Below are 20,035 nucleotides of genomic sequence, written 5' to 3' on the forward strand. Positions count from 1 at the left end.
GATGGCTCGGGTGGTCGAATATTTCCTGCAGCCCGGCGAGGTGGCGTTCGGAGGGCGCCAGATGCGCTTATGTACGGTGCTGGGGTCTTGTGTTGCCCTGGTGTTCTGGCATCCGCAACGCTTGTTGGGCGGCATGTGTCATTTCATGTTGCCTCGTCGAGGAGGCCACGGCGCGGGACACCTGAACGGTCGTTATGCGACGGATGCATTGATGCTGCTGTTCGAGTGCATTCATCAAGCGGGCGCCCGGCCCGAGCAGTTCGAGGTGAGCCTTTTTGGCGGGGCTGACATGTTTCCCGGAGTGGAGCGCGGTGATGCTATCGGGATTGGCCAACAGAACGTCAATGCCGCCAGGCGCCTGATTCAGGACCATGGGTTGCAATGCCGGGCCTATCACGTAGGTGGCCGGGGGTATCGCCACTTGGTGTTCGATGTGAGCACCGGACGCCTTCAGCTCAATCATGCCGATTCGGTACGCAAAGTATTCGAATCGCCCAAGAGTAATGTCTGATGACGGATATCAAGGTCTTGATCGTGGATGATTCCGCCGTGGTGCGCCAGGTGCTGAGTGCGGTTCTGAACCAGGCCAGTGGAATCCAGGTGATCGACGTCGCCGTCGATCCGGTGTACGCCATGGAGAAGATGAGCAGGCAATGGCCTGACGTCATTGTGTTGGATGTCGAGATGCCACGAATGGACGGCATCACCTTCCTGAAAAAGCTGATGGCGCAAAAGCCTACGCCGGTGGTGATTTGTTCGACGCTGACAGAGAAGGGCGCCAAGACCACCTTGCAGGCGTTGGCGGCCGGTGCAGTCAGTATCGTCACCAAGCCACAGTCCAACCTGCGCCAGTTCCTGACTGAAAACGCGGACGAACTGGTCCAGGCCGTCAGGGGCGCAGCGAAGGCCAACCTGCGGCGCCTGGTGGGTGCCCGGGCGCCTGTCGACGTACCGCCCCGGCTCAGTGCCGACTCGATCCTGTCCCCTGCGTCCGTAGCCATGGCCCGCACGACTGAAAGCATCGTTGCCATAGGCACTTCCACCGGAGGCACCCAGGCCCTTGAACAGGTCCTGCAAGGGTTGTCGCGGGTATGTCCCGGCATTGTCGTGGTGCAGCACATGCCGGAGAAGTTTACCGCCGCCTTCGCCGAGCGCCTCAATCACGTTTGCGAGATCGAGGTTCGCGAGGCGGTACAGGGTGATCGCATCATTCCCGGGCGGGCGCTGATCGCGCCGGGAGGCACTCACATGCTGGTCAAGCGCAGTGGCGCCCAATACCAGGTGGATATTGTGCAGGGACCTCCCGTCAGCCGACATCGACCCTCGGTGGATGTATTGTTCCGTTCGGTCGCACGCAGCGCGGGCAGCAATGCCTTGGGCATCATCATGACGGGCATGGGGGATGATGGCGCTCGGGGCCTCAAGGAGATGCGTGATGCCGGCGCCAAGACCTTGGGGCAGGATGAAGAGTCGTGCGTGGTGTATGGAATGCCGCGCGAGGCGTTCAAGCTGGGCGCGGTCGAGCGTGAGCTGCCCCTGGAGCAGATTGCTTCCGCCATCCTTGGCGTTCGCGGTCATCAGCCCTGAGTCGCGGCGTCTTCAGACCAGCCCTTCATTCAAGGCGTAGCGCACCAGGTCGGTACTGGTGGCAAAGCACATCTTCTCCATCAGTCGAGTCTTGTGCGTGCTGACGGTCTTGTTGCTGATCACCAGTTGTTCGGCGATCTGGTTGACGCTCAGCCCTTGGGCCAGCATGCGCAGGATCTGGAATTCACGGGAGGTCAGGCTCTGCGAGGCGTTCTCGGGTGTCACACCGCTGCTTTGCAGTGCGATTTGTTCGGCCAGTTGTGGATCGAGGTAGCGCGCGCCGGTGCTCACCTTGCGGATCGCCGCCAGCAGCGCTTCCGGGTCGCGGTCCTTGGTCATGTAGCCTGAAGCGCCGGCGCGTAGGGCTCGCTGGGCGATGTGGGCTTCATTGTGCATGCTCAGGATGAGCATCGGCAGCTTGGGGTAATGGGCGTGGATACGGCCAATCAGGTCCTCGCCACTCGAACCAGGCATGGTCATGTCGAGCAGGAGCACATCGATCTCGGTATGGCGCAACAACTCCAGGACCTGGGCCCCGTTCTCCGCTTCTGCCACCACGGCAATATCCTTGACCAGCGCGAACAATTGCTTGAGGCCTTCGCGCATGATCGTGTGATCGTCGGCCACCATTAAACGGATCATGAGTCTTGACTCCTTGAAGCGGGTACACGTAGTTGGACAGTCGTGCCGCTGCCCGGGGTGCTGGATATGGTGGTGGTTCCCCCCAAGGTCAGGCCCCGTTCGCGCATTCCCAGCAAGCCGAGGGTCCTGGATGATTGTTCGCGTTGCTCGAAGCCCTTGCCGTTGTCGGTGATTTCCAGTGACCAGTCATGCTCGCCTTGCTCAAACCTGATATCGACCCGAGTGGCTTCGGCGTGCCGGGCGATGTTGGTCAGCGACTCCTGGGCGATCCTGAATGCAGCGGTTGCGCTGGCATCGTCCAAATGGATTTTCTGCGGGTGGATCTGCAGGTTGCAGTCGATGCCTTGTTGCTGCTTGAACGTGTCGGTCAGCCATTCCAGTGACGCGGCGATACCCATGTTGAGGATGGAGGGGCGCAGGCTGGTGGAAATGTTCCTGACCACCTGCACCGTTTGGTCGATCAGTTGCAGCAGGCGTGCCACCTGTTCGCTGAGCTGGGGCAGTTGCTCGCCGTACTGGAAGCGCAGCAGCGAAGTGCCCATGCGTATGGCGGTCAGATGTTGTCCGAGCTCATCGTGGATCTCCTGCGCAATGAGTTTGCGTTCCTCTTCCCGCGCACTTTCTCGACTGGACATCAATTGGCGCAGTTGTTTGTTGAGCGAAGCCAGGCGCAGTTCAGCCAGGCGTAGCTGCGATATGTCGCGAACGACAGCCAGAACGGTGGCGATTTTCCCCTGGATGTTCTGCTCGGGAACGAGACTGATGTGATAGACGCGTTGCAATCGATGTTGCTCGGTGAGCACATATTCATGCTCCAGAGGCTGGCCTTTTTCCACCGCGTCGATGACGGCGGCATGGAATAATTGGCTCTGCAGGTTTTTCGGCAGAATCTCGAGCAGGTCCTTGTGCAGTAAATCGATTTGCGGGCGATCCAACCAGGCTTCCAATGCCGGATTGACGAACAGCAGCTCTGCCGTTCGACTCAGTCGTGCAATGCCGTCCGGAGAGTTCTCAACCAGTGTGCCAATTTCCTGCTGCCGGGCCAGTTCGTTGCGCTGGGCCTCCAGGATGTCGGTAATGTTGCGAGCAATGCACACCAGGCGATGCAAGCGCCCATTTGAATCGGCTACGGGTACCAGGTTGAAATGGACAACGAGTGAGCGCTGACCGCAGGGCAGATGTGCATCCAGTTCGATGGGGGCTCCCACGGCAATGCAGTGCAGGCAGATCGCCTCGACGATACTGGCGGCTTCCTTTTCCAGGCACTGGCCCAACGATTGGCCGATCATGTCGGAGTGACTTTTGGCGAGCATGTCGCATAGCTTTGGATTGGCCTCCAGGCAACTGAGTTGCTGGTCGGCATCCACGGCGAGCAGGCAAAGCATATCTTGCGAATGGTCGAAGACTTCGCGGTAACGGCGTTCGCTTTGTGCCAGGTGGCTGTGGGCCGAGCAGCGCTCCCAGGCGATGGCACCGATATGACTGGCCATTTGTGCATGCTTGCGATCCTGCTCGCTCAGTTGGGCGTCCCCACCGACGAACAACAGGATGGCCCCCATCGCGACACCGGTCTTATTGACCACCGGTTCTACCCAACAACCTCGATAGCCTGCCTGCAAGGCGGGCTGGCTGAACGCGAGGCCCGCGGCGTCGCTTTTCAAATCAGCGATGAAGTGATGGTGTTCGAACCGCTCGGGGTGTCGATCAAGATCTTCGGCCAGACAGGTTGCAATCGAGAGCGTGCCCGTAGGGGGGACGCGAAGGGGCTCGTCGCCAGGCACAGCCTTGAAGGCCATGGCGTTGTGAAACTCGGGCGTCAGAATATCCAGGTAGGCGCCGAGCAGTGGCAGCACCTCCCGGAGTGTGTCGTGAGTGACCATCTTTTGAAAAATGGCGGAGCGCGCATTCTCGGCCCGCTCCTGTCGGCGCAACGCACTGATATCCTGGGCGGTGACCAGCACCCCGCACAGCTCGCCTGTTTCGTCATGCTCCGGCGTCAGGTTGCAGAGGAAATCCACGGAGCGACGTGAGTGTGAGCCCCTGTTTTCCAGCAGGAACGTATTGGCTACGCCGGTTGAAAGCGTAAGTTCTACTTGCGTGCGAAAGTATTCGTCCAGCGGATTGTGCGTCGAGGCGCGTTCGGTGATGTGAGTGTTGGGAAAACCCCGGGCGCGCTCAAGCTCGGGATTGGCATAGATTTGTTGTCCTAGCCGGTTGTAGCGAAGGATGATGTTTTGTGAGCTTTTGGCCAGTGAGAGGTACTTCTGTTCGTTATTGAACAATGCCTGGCGCAAGGCGAGATGTTCACTGATGTCTTCTAGCTGCGATACGAAGTAAAGCGCTTCTGCATCAGCGTTACGGGCGATGCCCAGGGTCAGGCGTGCCCACAGCGTGCTGCCGTCCTTACGGATGTAGCGTTTTTCCAACGTCAGGCTCGTACGGTGTCCCAGGATGAGTCTGTGCAATTCATCCTTACTGATATCGGTGTCGTCCGGATGCGTCAAACGCTGGAAAGATGTGGCGCGAAGTTCTGCTTCGGTGTAGCCGAGCATCTGACACAGCATTTGATTGGCCGCGATCCATTCACCGCTCATTCGCAATAAGGCCAGGCCTGTGCCAGCAGAATCGAACGCCAGGCGATAGTCCTGTTCGGCAAGGTGGATGCGTTCGGCGTGGCGGATCTTCACCAGGAATGTGGATTGTTGTGCCCTGTAGTCGAGTGTCACTTTCAGCGTGTCGCCGTTCGCCGACGCACTTTGAAAATGCCAGTACCCTTTGAGTCGCGCATGGGTCAGGTGCTTTTCAAAAGTCAGACGCTTGAGAGAAAACAATGCAGGCGAGGGAACAAGGGCGGCGACGCTTTCGCTCAGCCCCAGTAGCCGACTGGCGCAGTCATCCATGATGAGCAACGTTCCCTGGGCATCCAGCAACACGACACCCACGTCATCCGCATCCTGCGTGAACGGTGTTGCTACCGCTATGGCTGAATCCATTCGCCCCATCCTCTGATCACTGTTTTTGAGCATAGCTTAAGTCTTGAGGCCGAAATCGAGTGTTCGACTATGGTCATAAGGCTGCCCACACGCTTTTGATCGATGCTGGGGACCTGCAAGGTCGTGTAGACGGCGAACGATAGAAGAGAGTCCCGTTGGACAGAAACCGAGGATGGGCTCACAATGATGTCATAGTGATATCGTTTGTGCCGCCAACGCAACGAGCGTGCTTATGCAAGCAACTTCAAAGAAGAAGAGGGTGAGTTTGCGCAGATGGATCTGGCGAGCATTCGCCAGTACCAGCCTCTTGCCCCTTGTCTTGGTGGAGGGTGTGCTGATCACTACTTACTTCATCACGAACCAGTCCATTCGAAGTTCTCAGATCGAGTACCTGCATCAAAGTGCAACACGAGACATTCAGGTGTCGGTTCAGCAGAATGCATTGCTGGTGCAGGGACAACTTGAGCAGATCCACAAGGCGATCGATCTTTATGCCAAATCCACGGAGCATGAACTCACCGAGAAACAGCACCTCGTGGCAGCATCGCTATCATTAAGTGCCGACGGTGTCCGTTACAGCGCAGCAAACGATGGAGCATCCGCCTCGTTTTATTCGAATGTCACTGCGCCGCAAGATCAGGATCTCTACAAGGTATCCCTGCTGGCCAATCAGGATTTCATGATGAAGCAGTTGAAGGACGGGGATCCTCTGATTGCCAGTATCTATTTCAACAGTTGGGACAGCTATAACCGGATTTACCCCTGGTTCAATACGCTCGAGCAATACCCCCATGATATGGACATCACCCAATACAACTTCTACTACCTGGCCGATGCACAGCACAATCCTGATAAAAAAGTAGTCTGGACGGATGTCTACCTGGACCCCGCCGGCCAGGGGTGGATGATGTCTGCCATTGCGCCGGTCTATAAGGGCGACTTTCTCGAGGGTGTCGCCGGAGTTGATGTCACGGTCGACGGCATCTTGAAGCGAATCGAACAGTTGCAGATGCCGTGGGATGGCTACCTGATGCTGGTCAATGACAAGCTCGATGTCATGGCCGTACCCAAGGCGGGCCAACGTGACTTCTCCCTGCGAGTCGAGAACCAGCCCGCCGCAGAGCCTGTTGATCGCGAGCGTCTGCAGTCCCCGGATTTAAATCTTACCCGTCATCCGGACCTCGCCAGCCTCAATCAGAACTTACCGGGCCATCCGGGGGGCATTGTTGCCCTGACGTTGAATGGACGGCCTCATCTGGTCGCCTGGAATGTGATTCCCTCCACCGGGTGGTTCTTGCTGGCGGTCGTGGACGAAGCAGCGGTCATGCAGGAAACCAATCTGCTCGCCAGTCATTACCGCGATGTGGGTTATTTGTTGGTCGCGGGGCTGGTCCTGTTCTACGCCTTGTTCTTTGCCTTCATGTGGTGGCGGACACGTAACCTCAGTCACCAATTGAGCGCGCCGGTGCAGGGGGTTTCACGAATGATGCGAGAGATTGGCCGGGGTAACTGGCAACCGGCGGAGAGCCCCTCCGATATCTCCGAACTCTGGTCAATGTCCAACCAGGCACTGGGAATGGGCAGGCAGTTGGCCCAGGCCGAGTTTGTTCGCAGTTCCACACAGCAGCGTCTCGAGTTGGTCATGGAGAGTTTTGCCGAAGGGCTCTGGGAGTATTACCCCCAGCGGCAGCGTTTTATTCTCAAGGGCGCCCTGTGCCAGCGTTTCGGCTTTGCCGCCAATGAAGTGCCGATGGCGACACTGCTGGAGAACATACCCATTGAAGACCGGCAGACCTTCATGCGGTTTCTGGAGGAGGCCAGGGGCACTGCCAGCGTGGCGCCGGAAGCGGAGTTCCGGATCCGGGACGTGCATGGCAAGTTGATCTGGATCCTTTGCCGGGGGCGCATGCTGGAACCCTCGCGGCTTGAGGATGCCAGTGTCGTGGTCGTGGCGTGTGTCGACATCACGACGCTCAAGCAGACCCAGTTGGATCTGCGGGAGAAAACCCTGGAGGCAGAGGCCGCCAGTACAGCCAAATCCAAGTTCATCTCCAGCATGAGTCATGAGTTGCGAACGCCATTGAATGCCATTTACGGGTTTGCCCAATTGGGACTCATGCAGCCGCCTGACGACGCATCGCAGCAAACGGCCAACCTGCAGGAAATCATCGAGGCCAGCGAGCACCTCATGCAGTTGATGGACGATCTGCTCGAACTCTCCAGTTTGCAGGCTGAGAGGCCTCTGCTGGATCTCAAGCCGGTGCATGTGGCGAGCCTGTTATCCAACTGCGCTGACATGGTTCGCCAGCAGATCGCAGCGCAGGGCCAGACCTTGCACACCACCGCTCCTCTGGATACATGGCATGTCTGGGCGGACAAGCGTCGCCTCAAGCAAGTCCTGATCAATCTGTTATCCAATGCAATCAAATACAACCGACCCGGTGGTGACATTACCCTGGGGGCCATGGTTGTCGAGGGGGGAACCCGGCTGCGTCTTTATGTGACGGATACCGGTGTGGGCATTCCCCCGGCGTTGCAGGACGAGCTGTTCAGGCCCTTCCAGCGCTTGGGTAAAGAGAACTCTTCCATCCAGGGCACGGGTATTGGCTTGGCGCTGTGTCGGGACCTGGCACTTCTGATGCACGGCAGCATGGGCTTTGAAAGCCACGTCAATGTGGGGTCGACTTTCTGGATCGACATGTACTCGTCGGCTTTTCCCGCACCCGGGAGGGAGTCCAACTTGTCGACGATAGCGTTGCCACGCGTCCTGTTGGTAAGCAGCAACCCCAAGGATGATGAGGTGGTCCGGGAGGCACTGGCCGGTGATTTCGAGTTGCAATGGGTCAACACGTTGCCCGACGCCAGCGTTGTGCTTGATGCCACGGCAATCAGCGTATTGATCGTCGCCACCGCGGACCGTGTGCCTGTGCTGGAGACTTTTTTCCGCGGTTTACGCACGAGGATCGCAGAAACTGCCCTGTCGATCATCGTGGTGCGTGCTGCCGTCGATCACGCTTCGATTAGCCAACTGGAGTGCCAGGCCATCGTGGCTTCTCCCTTGGAGAGGCAGAGTATTCGCCATCTGGTATTGACGCTCGCCACGAAGAGGGCAGATGCATGTTCGCCAAAGTAAATGCTGAAAGCAGGATTGTCATTATTGACGATGTGCCCACCAATCTCCGGCTTCTGGATTCATGCTTGCGAGCCGTAGGCCTGCGCAACATCACGACCTTCAGCGACTCGGTGCAAGGACTGGATTGGCTGCTTTCGAACGCCTGGGACCTGGTGTTGCTGGACCTGGATATGCCCGCGCTTGACGGCTTCGAGATCCTTGATCGGCTCAATAAACGAGACCGCACGGAGTCACCGGTCATCATCGTAACGGCTTTGAATGACCAGCAGAGCAGACGAAAAGGGCTGGAAAAGGGTGCCAACGACTTCATCTCCAAACCCATCGACCTGCCTGAAGTGTTGCTCAGAGTACGCAATTGCCTGGAGCTGGCGCAGGCGGCGAAGCAGCTGCGCGACGTCAATGTCGAGCTCGAGCGCAAAGTAGAGCTGCGCACCGCCCAACTGGCTTCCAGCTACAAGGCGATCAGCAGCAGTCTGAGTCGAGCGGCCAGCTATCGCGACGATGACACGGGGCATCATATTGTTCGTATTGGCGAGTCCGCTGCGTTGTTGGCCAAGGCTATCGGGATGCCCTCTCAATGGTGCGACCTCATGAAGATGGCGGCCCCGATGCACGATATTGGAAAAATCGGTATTGAAGACGCCATTCTGCAAAAACCTGGAGCGCTGACACCGCAGGAAAGAGAGATCATGCAGGAACATGCCCGTATCGGTTATGAAATCCTGCATGACCCGGAGGGTTCTCCTTTGACGGATTTGGCAGCGGAAATTGCCCTGGCGCATCACGAACGTTGGGACGGCACCGGTTATCCCAAGGGATTGCGAGGTAAGGAGATTCCGTTATCGGCAAGGATTGTGTCGATATGCGATGTGTATGACGCCATAAGAATGCCTCGAGCCTACAAACAGGCTTGGGATGTCGAGCGTTCGAGGCGTTTCATCACCGATCAAGCCGGTACCCAGTTCGATCCTTCCCTGGCGGACGTCTTTTGTAATCTCTTTGACGAAATAGATCGCTTGCGCTTGCCCGATGCGCGAGAGGGCTGATGAGACCCGAGAGATATCGCCGATGATCCGGATGCCTGCTTCATCGGCGACAGGTTTCATTGCCCGCTTTTAATCCGGCTCCAGACTCGCGTGCGCAGCCGGTCGTTCTCCAATGGCATTGCCTCCAGCACAAAGAGTTTTTTCATCACGCTGTCAGGCGGGTACACCATCGGGTCGTTGCGGATGGCCTTGTCGACCAGCCCCTCGGCGGCGGTGTTGCCGTTGGCATAGTGCACATGATTACTGATGCCAGCCATCACCTTGGGGTCCAGCAGGTAGTTGAGAAATTCGTAGCCGGCGTCTTCATTCGGCGCATCGGCGGGCATGGCGACCATGTCGAACCACATCGGTGAGCCTTCCTTGGGTATGGCGTAAGCAATCTGCTGACCGTTCCCGGCCTCATTGGCTCGCGCTGCGGCCTGCATCACATCGCCGGAAAATCCCACGACCAGACACACGTCACCCGTCGCAAGGTCACTGGTGTACTTGGAGTTGTGGAAGTAACTCACATAGGGGCGCACGTTGAGTAGCAGGGCCTGCGCCTTCTCGTAGTCGGCCTTGTCCTTGCTGTGATGCGGCAGGCCAAGGTAGTTCAAGGCGATGGGGAGGATCTCGGGACCATTGTCGAGCATTGCCACGCCGCATCGGGCGAGTTTCTTCATGTTTTCCGGCTTGAACACGATGTCCCACGAGTCTATCGGTACATCGCCCAGGACCGCCTTGACCTTGGCCACGTTGTAGCCGATGCCGGTGCTGCCCCACAGGTAGGGGAAACCGTAGCGGTTGCCGGGGTCATTGGCCTCCAGAACCTTCATCAGCGTCGGGTTGAGGTTGTGCCAGTTCGGGAGTTTGCTGCGGTCCAGCGGTTTGAGTGCGCCGGCCGTGATCTGCCGGGCCATGAAGTGGTTGGACGGAAACACCACGTCATACCCTGAATGGCCGGCCATCAGTTTGGCGTCGAGCACCTCGTTGCTGTCGTACAGGTCATATTGAGTCTGGTGCCCGGTCTGGGTGGTAAAGTTTTGCAGGGTATCTGGAGCGATGTAGCTGCTCCAGTTGTAGATCCTGACGGTGTCTGCTGCCTGAGCGGTAGACGCGATCAACAGTAACGGAACGATCGACTTCAACATGCGAGACCTCAACCTTTGTTCTAGGCGTTATGGATGAAGGCAGTTCAGAAAATCAGCACGTAGCTCTTGCGAACGGTTTCTTGTACATCCCAGATTCCCGTCGTGTTCGCAGGGAACATCAACGCGTCGCCGGCCTGGATATGTAGGGTCTCGCCACCGTCCGGGGTGAAGGTGCAACGCCCCTGAATGAAATGGCAGAACTCCTGTTGCACGATCTGGCGCCGCCAGCGGCCGGGGGTGCATTCCCACACGCCGGCCTCGACGCCGTCGTCGCGTTCGACGCATGCCGTGGCAACCTGTGAAAGCGGCTCGCCCAGCGGTACACCAACAGCGCCAGGCTCACCGAGCGGCAAACGGGCGGTGTCGCGAAAATGATCGATCTTCATGCAAAAGGCTCCTTGGACTTCATCAGACGTTCCATGCAACCGGCCAGCCCTTCAGCCATCCGGCGACGCCAGCGTGGCGCATGGAGGTTGGCCAATACCTGATCCTCGTGAACGAAGCTCTGGATAATGGCGTTGTAACCCAGCCAGCGCAGAGGCTCAGGCTCCCATCGTGGCAACGAGGCCAGGGGCCGATCATCCAGCACCCAGGGCTGGCGAGTCAGTTCGTTGTCCTGGCCGAGAATCAACGCCGCCACGGTTCGGCCGCCCAGATTGCTGGCGCCTACACCTTCACCTCCGTAGCCACCCGCCAGTGCGATCCGCTGGCGACGGTCGGCGAGCATGTGCGGGTGAAAGGACCGGGCAACACCCAGATTGCCGCCCCAGGCATGGGTCAGGCGCACATTGCGCAAGATCGGAAAGAGTTCACTAAACAGGTGTTGCCGCAATGCTCGTTCGGCCTGAGTGAGGTTGAAGTCACTGCGCAGGCGACCGCCAAAGCGATACCCACCGCGGGCGCCAAACACCAGGCGATCATCTCGGCTGCGCTGACCGTAGGTGACTTGTCGGCTGTTTTCGCTGAAAGCCTGGCCACGGTTCAGGCCGATTTCGGCCCATACATCGGCCGGCAGCGGCTCTGTCGCGACGATCAGGCTTTGCGCGGCCAGTTGATGTTTGTTCAACGGGGGCAGGGTGCTGGCGTAACCTTCGACCGCCGGCACCACCCAATCGGCGCTCACCCGACCGTGCTCGGTTCGGACCTGGCCTGGCTTCCAGTCGAGCACCGGGCTTTGCTCGTAAATGCGTACACCCATCCGTTCGACGGCTTCGGCCAGGCCCCGTACCAACCGTGCAGGCTGGATGGTCGCGCAGTGAGGTGAGTACAGGGCGCCGTACGCCTGGGCCACATTTAACTGTTCACGCAAAGCCTGAGGGCTCAACCAGCGGTAGTCGTCTTCACCCAGGCCTTGCGCACGGACAGCATCGAGCTGTTCGCGCAGGCGCCGTTCTTGCTCGGGATAACGCGCCGCGCAGTACAGCACGCCACCTTTGCGCAGCTCGCAATCGATGCCTTCGAGGCGGCACACCCGCGCCACCTCGTCGGGGATTGCATGCAGCAGTTGGTAGCCCGCGTGACGTTGCGCGGCAGGTAATGGGTCCAGGAGCCGGTCTTCGCCCAGCAGGTTGCCCATCAACCAGCCGCCATTGCGGCCGGAGGCGCCGAAGCCGGCAATCTGTGCTTCAACGATGACGATGTTCAGGTGCGGTGCTTGCTGTTTAAGGTAATAGGCCGCCCAGAGGCCACTGTAACCGGCGCCGATAATCACAACGTCTGCTTGCAGATCCTGATACAACGCCGGGCGCGGCATCAGCGCCTCGTCGAGTTGTTCCATCCACAAACTCACACCACCCCAGCCAGACATCCCATGCTCCATCGGTTGATTGCCGACAGAGATTAATGCGCTGCCACGGGGGCTGTGTTATCTGCGGGCACGCGCGCAATTGGCTTTCAACCACGCCTTGGGTGTGCAGCCGGTATGACTACGGAAGGCCTTGTAGAACGCCGAGGTGGAATTGAATCCGGCACTCGCCGCAAGGGCATCGATGGGCGCGTTTTCACCGTGATGGACCAGGCGCTCAAGCAGGTAGGCCAACCGTGCTTGGGTCACGTAGCGATAGAAGCTTTGTCCCAGCACTTGATTCAGCAGGTAAGACAGCTGATTGCGACTGTACCCGGTGGCGCTGGCAATCCGTGCAAGGTCCAGATCCGGGTCGAGGAATGGCTGCTGGCGCGTAAAATAGTCGGCCAAGTCTCGCGCCATGAACGTCAGCTGACGCGCCGAGAGCCCCAGTTTACTGATGGCGGGCGCGTGGCGCCCAGTCTGGGGCTCGCTGTCGCGCACCAGTGAGGCATATTCGTTTATACGAAGGATCAGGCCATCACATACCGTGATGGCTTCACTGGTGCGAAAAACCACCCGCTCGCCACTGCCTTTGAGCGCTGTCTGGTACTGGATGAATGCGGTACAGCCATCTGCACGGATGCGGTCGTTGTGTTCAAGATACTCGTCGGGATGGCGCGGTAACGTGCTGGTGATGTAAGCGCGCAACTCGGTCAGGCCCATGCTGCGGTTCTGGAAGAAATCGTTGTACTGCACTTGCGGGTGATAAATCGCGAGAATCGCCTCCAAGTCGCGGCGTTTCCACGCCATGTGGTAACGCAGCACCACTTCGAGGGTCAGCGTTGTCTGTTCGGCGGTATCTGGCGGAAGGAGAGGCATTGGCTGACCGGCGTGACGATTGGGCTAGCGCCAGTCTAGCCCTGCAGTGGCTCACCGAACAAATACAGTGGCCTCATACCTGAGCCCGCCAAGGGCTACGCAAAATATAAGAGGCTCGATCTGGATCGTGATTTGGTTCGCCGGCTCGGTTGTACGCTGCATGCGGGAAGAATCCCTGGAACTACCCTATTCAGGGTTGCTTCTAGGCTGTGGCCATCAGTGAAATACCTGGTTCAGCGCACTGCGATAGAAATCAAACGCTGCACAGGCACCGGCGATGACTTGTTGATCCTGCTCCGGGGTCAGTTCAATGGCGTCGAGTTGGGCGACGAAGGCGCGCCAGTTTTGCGCACGACCGACTTCATGGGCCGCCAGGTGGCGGGCACCATGTGTTTCGTCCAGGTCCAGGCGCTTGGTTTCCTTGAACAGGAATGCCGCGCCCAGGTTCGAGCCTTCGCTGCAATACAACCAGCCCAGTGCCGCGTAAGGACTGGTCACGGGTGCCGCTTGTGGCGCGTTCGGGACGGGCAGGTCAAGGTCTCGCAGATCCGCTTCCACCGCTTGGAACCGGCTGAGGTTGGCCAGGCCCGGCAACTGGCGGTTGAGGTCGACGTCGCTATAGAGGTCGCGCAGGGCGCCGTGGAATTGATACTGCAAACGCAGGAACAAAGCGTAGCGCTCCAGGCTCTCGAACGGGCGGCTGCCCATCACCAGGTTATCGACCTGATCGTGCTCAGTGTGGGTGCCAGCCTTGAGGCGCTTGGCACGGGACACAGGAGTGGTGAGTTCGGCGACGGACATGGAAGTTTCCTTGAGTGAAAGTCTGGAACCACCTTAAGCAACGGTGCGATTGGCTGACAACGCGTGCTCCATTAAGAGTTCTTCACTAAAACGCCGACTCGCGGATCAGGATCGCCAGCACGTTGCGCCAGGCCTGCAGCAGCGGGCTGCGGGCACTGCCCTCGATACGCACCGTACCGCGTAGCACCAGCGGCGGGCTGGCACCTTCGGCGCTGAGCAGCAGGCGATAGATGGCCTGTTCCGGTACCGCAACCCGGTCCGCATCCAACCTTGCGGCGATTCCGCCTTGATAGTCCGACGCCAACTCCGGTGCCGCGCTGAGGGTGCGCTGCGCGGTCTGCGCGATGTCGTCCAGGGTCAGGGCGACGGCGGGCAGGCTCAGGTCTTCGGGGTAGAACCACGCCGTCGCGCCCAGGGTCAGGCGCGTCAGTTCCTGTTCGCTGACAAAGGCCTCGACTTGCACGCCTTGAGGGCCTGTGACGGTGGCCAGCCATTCACCGGCAGGCAACCATTGGCCTTCGACCAGGGGGCTGGCGATGTCAATCAGCTTGCCGCTGAACGGTGCCACGATCTTGAGTTGGACCTGTTGTTGGCGCAGCACTGCCAGGCGTTGGCGTGCCACGCTCAGTTCATGGCGCACCACCGGCAGGTGTGCCGCTGTCTCCCGCTCATGGCCCTGGAAACTGCTTTGCCACTGCAAGGTGGCGATGCGCCGTTCCAGGCTGTGCAGGTCGTGCTCCAGTTGTGGCGCATGCAACTCCAACAGCGACTGGCCGGCAGCCACCGTTTGCCCGACCTCAGGCACGCTGCCGCGCACCTGGGCATTGACCGGGACAAACAGCCCGGCCTGTTGTTGGGCTCGCAGCAACGCCGGGGCATGGATGCTGGCACGCCAGGGCACGGCCACCAGCAGCACTAGCAGCGCGACCAGGGCGAGGCTTCGCAGGGTGTGGCGATTCATACGGTAATCCTTGCGTCTGTGGACCCAGGTCTTGAACTCCTGGGCAATGGGCCGTACCACGAACACGCCGATTTCCACGGCGAACAGCAGCAGGCCCAACAACTTGAAGGCGAAGTGGTAGACCAGCAGCGCAATGCCCAGGAACAGGAACAGGCGGTAGATCCAGGTGCCAAACGCGTAGACCAGCAAGGTGCGCTGCAACCAGGGTTCGAAGACTTCCTCCGGCTGATCCTTGAAGCCAAACAGCGCTTCGCGCAGGCGCCAGCGCGCGAGGGCAAAGGCCCGTTGCTGCAGGTTCGGCACTTGCAGCAAGTCGCTGAGTAGAAAGTAGCCATCAAAGCGCATGAACGGACTGAGGTTGACCGCCAGGGTGAGAATCCAGGTGGTGGTCGCCAGCATAAAGGCAGCGCTGCGCAGCATTCCGTCGGGCAGAAAGCTCCAGAGCAGGGTCGCCCAGGCGGCCAGCGCCAATTCGGTCAGTATCCCGGCACCACCAATCAACAGGCGCTGGCGGCGGCTGGTCAGACGCCAGGCGCCGGTAGTGTCGGTATACAGCACCGGCCACATCACCAGCAGCGCCACCCCCATGGTTGCGACCTTGCAACCGAAGTATTTACAGGCAAATGCGTGTCCCAACTCATGCAGTACCTTGGTCAGGAACAGCGTCAGTGCGGCGAGCGAAGCCCCCTCGAGGCTGAAAAAATGCAGGAAGGTATGGGTGAAGGTGTCCCATTGCCGGGCCACCAGCATCAGGCCCAAGAGTCCTGCGGCCAGGGTGGTCAAGAGAAAGCCGCGACTGAACAGCCGCGAGGCCCAGGGCAGCGCCCATTCAAGGAAACGATCCGGACGTAACAGTGGCAAGCGGATAAACAGATAGTTTTTCAGCAGCCAGCGCCCCCAACCGATCTTTCGCCCATCAGCCAGGCGCTCGATCCGGGCGATGTCCTGGGGCCCTCGCACGTCGATCAATTGCAGGTTGTGCAGGAAGCCGCTGAAGTGCCGCACGTCTTCAACGTCCAGGTCCAAGGTGCTGTCGCGGCTGACGGCATCCGCCACGGCTTGCGCATTCCCCCGGTGCCATTGTTTGAGCATCTCGACTTCTGCCCAGCCGAGGCGGAAAAACTGCCCGCGCGCCGGGTCTTCCAAGGTCCAGCTGGGGGAGCCGTCGCGGTGGCTGGGACCAGGGTGCAGGCGCAGGTCCCGGCGCAGTTGGGGCAAGGCGGTGACGGGTGACTCAGCGGGCGGCGTCAGCGCCAGGGTGGGGGCCTGCATCGCCTCACCACCCCAGGTGGATGCGCAGGGCCGCCAGGGGCCGGCGCATCAGGTAGTAAAACAGTACGGTGCGGTCTCCGTAGAGTTTGGCCGTGCCCTTGAGACCCACGCGTATGCGCGGGTCCTGCCCGTCGAAACTGGCCTTGAGGCGGTAGGTCATGTTGCCTTCGGCGTTGGGTGAGGCGCGGTAGCCGATACGTTGCAGCGTCGCGGCCAGCGGTGCGGACGGGTCGGTGTTGAGGAACAGTTGGGTCTCGGCGCCCGATTGCAGGGCAATGGCATCGCTGATCGGCAGTTGCACTTCAAGGTCTGCTTCCTGGGGGGCCGCGATCAGCATGATGCGTTCGCCCATCGCCACCGGGCGGCCAATCCAGTCACTGGGATCATCGAAAATCGCCACCCCCGAACGGGGAGCCTGAATACGCATGCGCTCCAGGTTGGCCTGGAGAAAGTCGACATCGGCCCGGGCCTGTTCGCGCTGACCTTGCAGCACGCTCAACGTAGCCTTGCTGCGCTGATCAAACAGGGCTTGTTGCTGGGCTTGGCGAAACTCTGCCTCGGCCACGGCAAACGCCTGGCGCGCCGATTCCAGGCGGCTTTGCACTTCGCGGCCATCCAGCTCAATCAAGGGGGTACCGGCCACCACGGTCTGATTGGGTTGGACCAGAATGCGTTCCACCACTCCCTGCAAGGGCGCCCGCAGCACGGCTGGGTCTCGGGGGATGATTTCGGCGGGTGCCAACACCGATTGACGCACCGGCACCAGCAGCACCAACAGGAGGGCGGCGCCGGCCAACCATCCCTTGCGCCGGTTCAGCGGCTTGCGGCCCTTGGCCCTGGATGGGCCAATCAGGTTTGCCCACGCATGGGAACAGGCATCCAGCCACAGTTTGAGCAATGATTGCTCGCCCGATTGCAAGGCGCAGTCGCGGCTCAATAGCAGCGCTCCCAGTAGCGGCCCTCCGGGACGTTGCAGGGGCAGCCATAGCAGCTCGTCAGCCAGGTAACCGTTCCAGTGCGGTTGTTCCTCCTCCGGTACATCAGTCTTGCGCAGGTGGCGCAGCGCTGAACCTTGAGGATCGGCCTGCCAGCGTTTGCACTGGCGTGTGAGCCACACGTGCATCGGCGCTTGTGCCTCCACCAGAGCGAGCCCGGAAAAAGCTTGCACGCTGTGAGTGTCGCAACGCCACAAGATCGCCTGGCGATATTCGAGCAGGGCGCGGGTCTCGTTGACCATCACAAACGCCAGGTGTTGCAGGTTGGGTGCCGCCCGAGCCTGTTGTTCCAATTGCAGGAGCATCGCCAGATGCTGATTCATCCGGTGTTCGGTCGAACTCATTGGGGGCGGTCCACGGTGACACTCAATTGAGCGACGCCACTCATGCCCGGTAGCAGTTGTTCATCATCCTGGGTGATGCGGCCGAAGACTTTCACCGATTGGCTGATGGGATCGACGACGGCGCCGATGCGGCTGATTTGCGCCGGGTAGTCACGTCCGGTTTCGTCCAGGTGAACCTTGAACCCATGGCCGGGCTTGAGCTGGCCAAGCCAGCGTGAAGGCACGATCAGTTCCAGTTCAAAGCCACTGTCGTCATACAGTCCCAGCAGCTCCTTGCCCTCGGCCACGTACTCCCAGCGCTGCACCGAACGCGATGAGACGCGACCGGAAAAGGGGGCATTGATCACGCAACGCTTGAGCATCGCCCGGTTCACGCCGCTTTCGGCCCGTGACACGGCCATGGCGGCTTGCGCCTGGGCCACGTCGGCGACGCTGATGGAGTTGAGTTTGTCCAGGCGATTGGCGACTTCCAGTTTCTTGCGCGAGCCTTCTTCTGCGGCGGTCGAACGTGACAGTTGCGCCTGGTGTACCGAACAGTCGAAGGCTACCAACCGATCACCGGCCGTGAAGCGTTCGCCTTCCTTGACCGACAGTTCGGTGATCTTGCCAGCCAGTTCGCTGGACAGGGTGGTCTGGCGGATCGGGCTCAGTTGCACGCGAATATCCGCCGCGCCCGGTTCTGGCGCAGCGTGAGCCATATGAGCGGCGATGCTCAACAGCAACGCCAGATAGCGCGCACGGCGCATCCGGCAAGCCTGGCAGCGGGCGCCTAGTGGGCACCGCCAGAACCTAGCGCGCATGGTTGCCCTCCAGCTCCATGACTTGAGCACTTTGCAGTGAGCCGACGCTACTCCACATGTCCTGGCGATTGGCGGGGTAGGCCACGGTATTGCTTTGAGTCGTCAACACCGAAGGCCTGACCACCACAGGTTGCACCCCCGGCAGGCGTGGTACCTGAGCACCGCCCTGGGCCAGGGTCAGGGCATTGCGGGCGATGGCCTGGGTCAGTTCGGCGAGGCTTTCACCGGCGAGTTTTTCCGGTAGTGGGTCGAGGCCCGCGGCCTGGTAGATCGCGCCGTAGGCATTTTGCAGTTCGGCAAAGCTTCGGTCGCGGGAGCGGGTGGCCAACACGGTTTCGGTGGCGGTGCGCACTTTTTCCAGCAGGCTCTGGGCCGAGCTGTCATAGGCGCTGTCGCTTTGCTGCAGGATGCTGCGTTGCAAACGCCGCAACTCGTTGCTGCGTTCGAACACATCGCTGGCGCGACGGTATTGCTGCCACGCTACGTTGACCTGGGTCAGCACCGCCATGCGCAACGCCTGGCGACGCAGGTCAGCCACCGCCTCGCGGTTTTCGCCACTCTTTTTGATCGACGAATAGGACAGCACACTGAGCAGGTTCCAACTGACCTGGACCCCGGCATCAGCCCACTGGTTATTGACCAGGTAGCTGTTGCTGTCGCTGTTCATGCCGACAAACAAGTTGGCGCCAGGCAGCAACCTGAGCATCGCCGCGCGGGTTTCCAGCACGCTGTTGCGGGCCTGGTATTGCTCCTCGCGGATTTCCGGGCGCTGGACCATGGCCATGGCTTCAAGGTCATCGAGGCGGTAGTTCAGGTGCGGTGGGTTGAGGCTTTGTTCGCTGGGCAGCACCAGGCTGTACTGGGTTGCAGGCGGCAGGTTCATCAATGCAGCCAAGCGTGATTTGGCAATGGCCAGTTCGGCATCCAGGGCTTCGAGCTGGCGCACCATCTCCAGCAGGTTTTTCTGATAGCGCAGGGCATCCACTGGAGCCAGCAGGCGTTCGCGTTCGGTCTGGCGTGCCTGTTCCAGCGCCTGGCGGGTCTGGGCCAGGGTGCTTTGTACTTCTGGCTTGAGGCGCTCGGCGGTGGCGGCTTCCCAGTAGGCAGAGCGCACTTGCTGGATGATGTCGGCAATCACCCGACGTCGGCGCTCTTCGGCCGCCAGTGTCTTGTTGGCCTGGGCCTGGGCGCCGAAATAGCTCATCCCGAAGTCCAGCACATTCCAGGACAGTTGCAGATCGGCGGTGCGCGAGGAGCGGTCGGTGCTGGTGGACGGTTCCAGGGACTGACTATGGGTACGCACCGATTCGCTGGACGAGCCAGCGGTGTTGTCGCGTCCACGCCAGCCGGCGCGGGCGGCCAGTTGCGGCAACATGCTGAGGTTCTGGGTGTCAAGCAGGCCTTCTTCCAGCGCCCGTTCCATCAGGCCCAGGCGTTGCTGCAGGTTGTATTTCACCGCACGGGCCATGGCTTCGTCGAGGCTCACCGGGCGGGTCACCGGCTCCTGTTGGTCGAACATCTTGACCCGGTCGGCGCCGGCCTGGGCCAATTGCTGTTCGAGGGTCACCGGTTCCGGCTTGACTGCGCAGGCACTGAGGCCCATCGCGGCAAGACCCAGGCCCAGGCGGATGGCGTTACGAAGATATGAGTGAGTGGACATGCGGGA

15 protein-coding genes are annotated in these 20,035 nt (G+C 60.2%); 4 read left to right on the forward strand and 11 right to left on the reverse strand.

The genetic code is table 11. The features are described 5' to 3' along the window. Nucleotide 1 precedes the first annotated feature (1 nt). The gene (locus tag J4E63_RS10175; RefSeq protein WP_060742932.1) at nt 2-511 is read left to right on the forward strand and encodes a chemotaxis protein CheD; all 510 of its coding nucleotides are present in this window, start codon (nt 2-4) and stop codon (nt 509-511) included. Then, nucleotides 511-1,587 carry a chemotaxis response regulator protein-glutamate methylesterase gene (locus J4E63_RS10180; protein WP_207281833.1) on the forward strand — a complete coding sequence of 359 codons (1,077 nt, stop codon included), beginning with the start codon at nt 511-513 and terminating at the stop codon, nt 1,585-1,587. Before J4E63_RS10175 ends, J4E63_RS10180 begins: the two co-directional genes overlap by 1 nt. Nucleotides 1,588-1,599: 12 nt before the next feature. On the opposite strand, the gene J4E63_RS10185 is transcribed toward J4E63_RS10180, so the two are convergent. Next, entirely contained in the window at nt 1,600-2,229 is a 630-nt protein-coding gene (locus tag J4E63_RS10185) for a response regulator transcription factor (RefSeq protein ID WP_060742930.1), read from the reverse strand. Beyond that, on the reverse strand, nt 2,226-5,255 hold the full coding sequence (locus tag J4E63_RS10190; protein ID WP_259333700.1) for a PAS domain S-box protein: 3,030 nt from the start codon (nt 5,253-5,255) through the stop codon (nt 2,226-2,228). Before J4E63_RS10190 ends, J4E63_RS10185 begins: the two co-directional genes overlap by 4 nt. 199 nt (nt 5,256-5,454) lie before the next feature. Here J4E63_RS10190 and J4E63_RS10195 point away from each other — a divergent pair, with 199 nt between their 5' ends. Together J4E63_RS10195 and J4E63_RS10200 are read left to right on the forward strand one after the other, a co-directional pair. Beyond that, the gene (locus J4E63_RS10195; protein ID WP_207281834.1) at nt 5,455-8,355 is read left to right on the forward strand and encodes an ATP-binding protein; all 2,901 of its coding nucleotides are present in this window, start codon (nt 5,455-5,457) and stop codon (nt 8,353-8,355) included. Continuing rightward, on the forward strand, nt 8,340-9,401 hold the full coding sequence (locus tag J4E63_RS10200) for an HD-GYP domain-containing protein (RefSeq protein WP_207281835.1): 1,062 nt from the start codon (nt 8,340-8,342) through the stop codon (nt 9,399-9,401). The genes J4E63_RS10195 and J4E63_RS10200 overlap by 16 nt, the downstream gene beginning before the upstream one ends. Nucleotides 9,402-9,457: 56 nt before the next feature. Here the strand turns inward: J4E63_RS10200 and J4E63_RS10205 are convergent, their stop codons facing one another. The 9 genes from J4E63_RS10205 to J4E63_RS10245 all read right to left on the reverse strand — a co-directional run bounded on the left by J4E63_RS10205 (nt 9,458) and on the right by J4E63_RS10245 (nt 20,029). Beyond that, nucleotides 9,458-10,531 (reverse strand): polyamine ABC transporter substrate-binding protein, encoded by a 1,074-nt coding sequence (locus J4E63_RS10205; RefSeq protein WP_219738603.1) that lies wholly within the window; start codon nt 10,529-10,531, stop codon nt 9,458-9,460. A 44-nt stretch (nt 10,532-10,575) separates the two neighbouring features. After that, nucleotides 10,576-10,917 carry a cupin domain-containing protein gene (locus J4E63_RS10210; protein WP_047738985.1) on the reverse strand — a complete coding sequence of 114 codons (342 nt, stop codon included), beginning with the start codon at nt 10,915-10,917 and terminating at the stop codon, nt 10,576-10,578. Beyond that, nucleotides 10,914-12,338, reverse strand: coding sequence for an FAD-binding oxidoreductase (locus J4E63_RS10215; protein ID WP_207281837.1), 1,425 nt, complete (start codon nt 12,336-12,338; stop codon nt 10,914-10,916). The genes J4E63_RS10210 and J4E63_RS10215 overlap by 4 nt, the downstream gene beginning before the upstream one ends. 57 nt (nt 12,339-12,395) lie before the next feature. After that, nucleotides 12,396-13,196, reverse strand: a complete 801-nt coding sequence (locus J4E63_RS10220) for an AraC family transcriptional regulator (protein WP_207281838.1) — start codon at nt 13,194-13,196, stop codon at nt 12,396-12,398. Nucleotides 13,197-13,412: 216 nt separating this feature from the next. Beyond that, nucleotides 13,413-13,997 carry a biliverdin-producing heme oxygenase gene (locus J4E63_RS10225; protein ID WP_207281839.1) on the reverse strand — a complete coding sequence of 195 codons (585 nt, stop codon included), beginning with the start codon at nt 13,995-13,997 and terminating at the stop codon, nt 13,413-13,415. An 85-nt stretch (nt 13,998-14,082) separates the two neighbouring features. Then, the gene (locus tag J4E63_RS10230; RefSeq protein ID WP_207281840.1) at nt 14,083-16,230 is read right to left on the reverse strand and encodes an HlyD family efflux transporter periplasmic adaptor subunit; all 2,148 of its coding nucleotides are present in this window, start codon (nt 16,228-16,230) and stop codon (nt 14,083-14,085) included. A gap of 4 nt (nt 16,231-16,234) precedes the next feature. Beyond that, nucleotides 16,235-17,569 (reverse strand): efflux RND transporter periplasmic adaptor subunit, encoded by a 1,335-nt coding sequence (locus J4E63_RS10235; RefSeq protein WP_207281841.1) that lies wholly within the window; start codon nt 17,567-17,569, stop codon nt 16,235-16,237. Further along, on the reverse strand, nt 17,566-18,315 hold the full coding sequence (locus J4E63_RS10240; protein WP_207281842.1) for an efflux RND transporter periplasmic adaptor subunit: 750 nt from the start codon (nt 18,313-18,315) through the stop codon (nt 17,566-17,568). Before J4E63_RS10240 ends, J4E63_RS10235 begins: the two co-directional genes overlap by 4 nt. A 43-nt stretch (nt 18,316-18,358) precedes the next feature. Continuing rightward, nucleotides 18,359-20,029 carry a TolC family protein gene (locus tag J4E63_RS10245; protein WP_207281843.1) on the reverse strand — a complete coding sequence of 557 codons (1,671 nt, stop codon included), beginning with the start codon at nt 20,027-20,029 and terminating at the stop codon, nt 18,359-18,361. Between the last annotated feature and the right edge of the window lie 6 nt (nt 20,030-20,035).

The organism is Pseudomonas sp. FW300-N2F2 (assembly GCF_017351655.1).
GTDB classification, from domain to species: domain Bacteria; phylum Pseudomonadota; class Gammaproteobacteria; order Pseudomonadales; family Pseudomonadaceae; genus Aquipseudomonas; species Aquipseudomonas fluorescens_AA.

Bases quoted from the DNA above. Each gene is read 5' to 3' on its own strand.
- J4E63_RS10175 (WP_060742932.1), top strand. From the start codon at position 2: ATGGCTCGGGTGGTCGAATATTTCCTGCAGCCCGGCGAGGTGGCGTTC.
- J4E63_RS10180 (WP_207281833.1), top strand. From the start codon at position 511: ATGACGGATATCAAGGTCTTGATCGTGGATGATTCCGCCGTGGTGCGC.
- J4E63_RS10185 (WP_060742930.1), bottom strand. From the start codon at position 2,229: ATGATCCGTTTAATGGTGGCCGACGATCACACGATCATGCGCGAAGGC.
- J4E63_RS10190 (WP_259333700.1), bottom strand. From the start codon at position 5,255: ATGCTCAAAAACAGTGATCAGAGGATGGGGCGAATGGATTCAGCCATA.
- J4E63_RS10195 (WP_207281834.1), top strand. From the start codon at position 5,455: ATGCAAGCAACTTCAAAGAAGAAGAGGGTGAGTTTGCGCAGATGGATC.
- J4E63_RS10200 (WP_207281835.1), top strand. From the start codon at position 8,340: ATGTTCGCCAAAGTAAATGCTGAAAGCAGGATTGTCATTATTGACGAT.
- J4E63_RS10205 (WP_219738603.1), bottom strand. From the start codon at position 10,531: ATGTTGAAGTCGATCGTTCCGTTACTGTTGATCGCGTCTACCGCTCAG.
- J4E63_RS10210 (WP_047738985.1), bottom strand. From the start codon at position 10,917: ATGAAGATCGATCATTTTCGCGACACCGCCCGTTTGCCGCTCGGTGAG.
- J4E63_RS10215 (WP_207281837.1), bottom strand. From the start codon at position 12,338: ATGTCTGGCTGGGGTGGTGTGAGTTTGTGGATGGAACAACTCGACGAG.
- J4E63_RS10220 (WP_207281838.1), bottom strand. From the start codon at position 13,196: ATGCCTCTCCTTCCGCCAGATACCGCCGAACAGACAACGCTGACCCTC.
- J4E63_RS10225 (WP_207281839.1), bottom strand. From the start codon at position 13,997: ATGTCCGTCGCCGAACTCACCACTCCTGTGTCCCGTGCCAAGCGCCTC.
- J4E63_RS10230 (WP_207281840.1), bottom strand. From the start codon at position 16,230: ATGCAGGCCCCCACCCTGGCGCTGACGCCGCCCGCTGAGTCACCCGTC.
- J4E63_RS10235 (WP_207281841.1), bottom strand. From the start codon at position 17,569: ATGAGTTCGACCGAACACCGGATGAATCAGCATCTGGCGATGCTCCTG.
- J4E63_RS10240 (WP_207281842.1), bottom strand. From the start codon at position 18,315: ATGCGCCGTGCGCGCTATCTGGCGTTGCTGTTGAGCATCGCCGCTCAT.
- J4E63_RS10245 (WP_207281843.1), bottom strand. From the start codon at position 20,029: ATGTCCACTCACTCATATCTTCGTAACGCCATCCGCCTGGGCCTGGGT.